Source organism: Bradyrhizobium sp. UFLA05-89 (assembly GCF_059803475.1).
The window spans coordinates 1-4,941 of record NZ_JBANBA010000218.1 but is presented as its reverse complement, the minus strand read 5'-3'; the positions used below and the strand labels follow the sequence as shown (position 1 = coordinate 4,941).

Here is a 4,941-nt window from a genome sequence, read left to right as displayed (position 1 = left end):
CCAGCCAGCATGGTGAATCAGAAACAAGCTGATTTGGGAATCCCAAATCGATTCAACCTAACCCCATCCCGCTTTAGGAATCTACGGCTGCTTTCCCGCCAGCGCCTGGTCGATCGCGCAGCCGCCGATCTCGCTGATGGCGCGCGAGATCACGTCGCCGTTTTTGGCAAAGCCGTCCGACAGGATATCGAACTGCGAGCGGGCAAGCCGAAGCATCACGATCGGCACGGCGACCACGGTCAATCCGCCCCAAAGGCCCAAATCGCGGGCAAAGGCGCGGCCCGGGCCTGCCATTCACGCTTTCCCCATGCGTCCGATCCGCCCCAGATGGGTGAAGCCGAAGCCGGCCTGATATTTCAGGCCGTAACCCAGCGCCCGGTCGATGCCGATATGGGCGAGCCAGATCATGGCGATGGAGAGCAGGAGCGGCCATTCCAGCGCAAAGCCCACCGTTAGCAGTGCTACCGGGATCATGTAGCTGTGTGCGGCATTGTAGACGATCGCGCCGGACCGGCTGTCGGCGAGGTATGCCAGGAAGCTGAGATCCGGCGCCAAGATGAGCAGGGCGAAGACCAGCCACGACCCGCCCCAGACCGCATAGAGCAGCATCATGCCGGCAAACAGCGTCAGCCCCTCCAGCCGGAGCAGGACCTTGACGCCGCCGGTCACCTCGCCAGTTGCCGTGACTGCATCGTCCATCTGAATCTCCTGGGATAGGCCCTTGTAATTCCTTGGGCTTTTTAGCCCGTCCGGGCGCGGCGGGCATGCGCAAAGCGGCTTTCCGGCCCGCAAAATGCCGTGTTAGAACCCGCAGCCAATCGCACCTTTAAGAACTGGCGGGAGCAAATGAAGCATATCCTGGACGCCCTTGAAGAACGCCGCGCCGGCGCCAAGCTCGGTGGCGGGGAGAAGCGCATCGAGGCGCAGCACGCCCGCGGCAAGCTGACCGCGCGCGAGCGCATCGAGCTGCTGCTCGACAAGGGATCGTTCGAGGAGTTCGACATGTTCGTCGAGCACCGCTCCATCGAGTTCGGCATGGAGAAGAGCAAGGTGCCGGGCGACGGCGTCGTCACCGGCTGGGGCACCGTCAACGGCCGCAAGACTTTTGTGTTCGCAAAGGATTTTACGGTGTTCGGCGGTTCTCTTTCGGAGACCCATGCGCTGAAAATTACAAAACTTCAGGACATGGCGATGAAGGCGAGGGCGCCAATCATCGGCCTTTATGATGCGGGTGGCGCGCGCATCCAGGAGGGCGTCGCGGCGCTCGCGGGCTACTCCTACGTCTTCCGCCGCAATGTCATCGCCTCCGGCGTGATCCCGCAGATCTCCGTCATCATGGGGCCCTGCGCCGGCGGCGATGTCTATTCGCCGGCCATGACTGACTTCATCTTCATGGTGAAGAACACCAGCTACATGTTCGTCACCGGCCCCGACGTGGTGAAGACCGTTACCAACGAGGTGGTCACGGCCGAGGAGCTGGGCGGCGCCTCCGTGCACACCACACGCTCCTCGATTTCCGACGGCGCGTTCGAGAACGACGTCGAGGCGATCCTCCAGATGCGCCGCCTGATCGACTTCCTGCCGTCGAACAACAGCGACGGCGTGCCGGAATGGCCGAGCTTCGATTCCATCGAGCGGATCGACATGTCCCTGGACACGCTGATCCCCGACAATCCGAACAAGCCCTACGACATGAAGGAGCTGGTGCTGAAGGTCGTGGATGAGGGTGACTTCTTCGAGATCTCGGAAGCCTTCGCCAGGAACATCATCACCGGCTTTGGCCGTATCGCAGGCCGCACCGTCGGCTTCGTCGCCAACCAGCCGATGGTGCTGGCCGGCGTGCTCGACAGCGACGCATCGCGCAAAGCCGCGCGCTTCGTCCGCTTCTGCGATGCCTTCAACATCCCTATCGTCACCTTCGTCGACGTGCCGGGCTTCCTGCCGGGCACCGCGCAGGAATATGGCGGCCTGATCAAGCACGGCGCCAAGCTGCTGTTCGCGTATTCGCAGTGCACCGTTCCACTGGTGACCATCATCACCCGCAAGGCCTATGGCGGCGCCTTCGACGTCATGGCCTCCAAGGAGATCGGCGCCGACATGAACTACGCCTGGCCGACCGCCCAGATCGCGGTGATGGGCGCCAAGGGCGCGGTCGAGATCATCTTCCGCGCAGACATCGGCGACCCCGACAAGATCGCCGCTCGCACCAAGGAATACGAAGACCGCTTCCTGTCACCGTTCATTGCGGCGGAGCGTGGCTATATCGACGACGTCATCATGCCACACTCGACCCGGCGGCGGATCGCGCGGGCGCTGGCGATGCTGAGGGATAAGAAGGTCGAGATTCCCGCGAAGAAGCACGACAATTTGCCGTTGTGAGGGGGAGCCTAGGGTGGGTTAGCGACTTGTCCGCCGTAGCTCGAAGAGCGAAGGTGGAAGCACAACCCACCGGCTGAACCGACCGCGTGTCAGAGTGTCGGTGGGTTACGCTACGCTCACCCACCCTACAGATTCGATCCTGAACCTGATGACCGAAGACGACCCGACCGACGAGATTTCAGACATCGAAGCGCGGATCGAGGCGTTGGCCGAGATCGCCGAACGATGCCGGAAGTTCATTCTGGCCTCGAAGATCGCGATCGCGGGTGGCGGCGGATTGCTGCTCGTCACGATCCTCGGCCTGATCGGATCCGGTCAGGTCGCAGCGCTCGGATCGATTGCCTTGGTGCTCGGCGGCATCGTGTCGCTGGGATCGAACGTCAGCACGCTGCGCCAGACCGACGCCGCGATCAGCGCTGCCGAGGCGCTACGGGCGGAGTTGATCAGCCGGATCAATCTACGCGTGGTGCACGATGCGCCGATGAAGTTGATGTGAGTTGCGGCCACGTGCGCGGTGCGTAGGATGGGTTAGCGTCAGCGTAACCCGCCGGCTTTCCGTGGCGATAGAAGCGGCGGGTTTGCAGCCTCGACGACCGCTCTCGCGTCATTTTTCATTGGCGGGAACTGCCTATATCATTGCGGCAGACGAGATCGACGTCCGTCCGGGGAAATCCAGCCATGTCCACGCTGTTCGCCTTCCTGCACCATCTCTGCGCCTTCACGCTGGTTGCGGCAGTCGCGATCGAGTTCACGCTGATCCGGCAGGAGTTGACGATGGAGTCGGCACGCAGGCTCCAGCGCACCGATCTCGTGCTCGGCATCGCGGCCGGCGCGCTGTTCGTGGTCGGGTCGTTGCGGGTGTTCTTCTTTGAGAAGGGCTCCGACTACTACCTGCACAGTCACGCCTTCATGACCAAGTTCTCGCTGTTCATCATCATCGGCCTGCTGTCGATCATTCCGACACGGGAATTCCTGTCCTGGACCGCGGCGATCAAGGCGGGTAAGGCGCCGGTGATCGACGCGAAACGCAGGCGGCTGGTGACGTCGATCATCCATGGCGAGCTCGCGGCGATCGTCGTCATCCTGCTCTGTGCGGCCATCATGGCGCGGGGAGGGTGGGTTTAGCCGACCGCATCGGCGATCCTCCGCAGCAAACGAGCCCGTGGAGGAACCCATACCAGCAGCCTTCCTTGCCGGGTGTCGAGGCCGGTGCAGACATTGCGTGGCGGAAGACCTGCTGCGAAAGATGGGCTATAAGTTGTCGTGGCTCAATGCAGCCGAAGCGACGGGCCTGCATCGACAATCCGTCGGCCCCACAATAGCGAGACGTCCGGCCCGTTAACCACCGGCGCTCTCTAGCTCCAGACCAGAGGAGCAACAATATGAAGCCAAACGCCCCCGAAGAGTTTCTCGCCAGCTTGATGGATGGAAGTCGCCTGGTGATCAAGGGCAGCACGATGCCGCCCCGGGATCCTGATGACGATGAAGAGGACGAGGAGGACGATGAGGAAGAAGAGGACGAGGACGACGAACCGGCGGTCGTACGCGAACCGGACGAAGACTAGAATAGTGGATGGCAGTGGCGTACAATATCTCCCATGAGTTGGGATGCGAAAGACGTAGCGCTGCTCAAAAGACTCTGGGGCCAAGGCCAGAGTGCCGCGCAGATCGCGCGCCGTCTCGGGTGTAGCCGTAACGCAGTCTGCGGCATGCTAACTCGCTTGGGTCTGAAGCGCGGCCACAAGCCGCCAACGGCAAAACCCCAGATAAGGTCGGTCCGGAGGCAAGAGGCGGTGTTGTCGGCTGCCTGCGCCCAGCCGGCAGCAAAGAAGGTCTCGCGCAAGACAACAGACAAGCAGCCCAAGGAATTCAGCAAGCGCCAGCTTTACGCCATGCTGGCTGAAGCGGTCAGGAATACGGGCTAGCGGTTCACGGCGCCGCCGTTGCGGCTCTCCCTCGATAGCGGGCACCACAGCACCGCCAAGCGGCCTGGGCCCGTCAGCCCTGCGACATGCGCGTCCTCTGAGCGCCGATCCGTGCTAGGTTCGAGGGCGGCAGGGAGCACCTGCTTCCTGCTTCATACCGAACGGGAGAACGACATGCCTGAGAGCATCTACAAGGTCATAGAACTGATCGGTACCAGCACTGACTCCTGGGAAAAGGCCGCCAGCAACGCGGTCGAGCAAGCCGCAAAATCCCTGAGGGACCTTCGCGTCGCCGAGGTCATCAAACTCGATATGCAGCTGGACGCGAAGGGGAAAGTGGAAGCCTATCGCGCCAAACTCAACGTGTCGTTCAAGTTCGAGGGCAACTGAACTCAAGCAAACCTCGCCTGGCGAGGGGATCTTGCGCATGCCAAAGCGCTCAGCCGCGGCACTCCCATTCAAGGCCATTGGAGTGCGTAGGGCGGGTTAGCGAAGCTAACCCGCCCTTTTTGTTCGCAAGGCACACTTGGCGGATGACGCTTCGCCATTCCGCCCTACGAAGTCGCTCGTGAAGAATTCGGAAGCGATTGATCTGTCGCTGTGATTTTGACGTGAGTAAGTATTCGATTGTGCAAGA

8 protein-coding genes are annotated in these 4,941 nt (G+C 61.9%); 6 read left to right on the top strand and 2 right to left on the bottom strand.

Going from position 1 to position 4,941, the window contains the following annotated elements; genetic code table 11:
* Positions 1 to 81: 81 nt before the first annotated feature.
* Both SO139_RS45480 and SO139_RS45475 read right to left on the bottom strand, forming a co-directional pair.
* The gene (locus SO139_RS45480; RefSeq protein WP_449378134.1) at positions 82 to 294 is read right to left on the bottom strand and encodes a hypothetical protein; all 213 of its coding nucleotides are present in this window, start codon (positions 292 to 294) and stop codon (positions 82 to 84) included.
* Positions 295 to 699: a DUF4260 domain-containing protein gene (locus SO139_RS45475; RefSeq protein WP_449377992.1), complete on the bottom strand. Its 405-nt coding sequence runs from the start codon at positions 697 to 699 to the stop codon at positions 295 to 297.
* Positions 700 to 846: 147 nt separating this feature from the next.
* Here SO139_RS45475 and SO139_RS45470 point away from each other — a divergent pair, with 147 nt between their 5' ends.
* The 6 genes from SO139_RS45470 (at position 847) to SO139_RS45445 (ending at position 4,694) form a co-directional block, all read left to right on the top strand.
* On the top strand, positions 847 to 2,379 hold the full coding sequence (locus SO139_RS45470) for an acyl-CoA carboxylase subunit beta (RefSeq protein ID WP_449377993.1): 1,533 nt from the start codon (positions 847 to 849) through the stop codon (positions 2,377 to 2,379).
* 148 nt (positions 2,380 to 2,527) lie between these two features.
* The gene (locus SO139_RS45465) at positions 2,528 to 2,875 is read left to right on the top strand and encodes a hypothetical protein (protein WP_449377994.1); all 348 of its coding nucleotides are present in this window, start codon (positions 2,528 to 2,530) and stop codon (positions 2,873 to 2,875) included.
* A gap of 182 nt (positions 2,876 to 3,057) precedes the next feature.
* Positions 3,058 to 3,504 (top strand): DUF2214 family protein, encoded by a 447-nt coding sequence (locus SO139_RS45460; RefSeq protein WP_449377995.1) that lies wholly within the window; start codon positions 3,058 to 3,060, stop codon positions 3,502 to 3,504.
* A 257-nt stretch (positions 3,505 to 3,761) separates the two neighbouring features.
* Positions 3,762 to 3,944, top strand: a complete 183-nt coding sequence (locus SO139_RS45455; RefSeq protein WP_449377996.1) for a hypothetical protein — start codon at positions 3,762 to 3,764, stop codon at positions 3,942 to 3,944.
* 33 nt (positions 3,945 to 3,977) lie between these two features.
* Positions 3,978 to 4,304, top strand: a complete 327-nt coding sequence (locus SO139_RS45450) for a GcrA family cell cycle regulator (protein ID WP_449377997.1) — start codon at positions 3,978 to 3,980, stop codon at positions 4,302 to 4,304.
* 174 nt (positions 4,305 to 4,478) lie between these two features.
* Positions 4,479 to 4,694: a dodecin family protein gene (locus tag SO139_RS45445; RefSeq protein WP_449377998.1), complete on the top strand. Its 216-nt coding sequence runs from the start codon at positions 4,479 to 4,481 to the stop codon at positions 4,692 to 4,694.
* Positions 4,695 to 4,941: the final 247 nt, after the last annotated feature.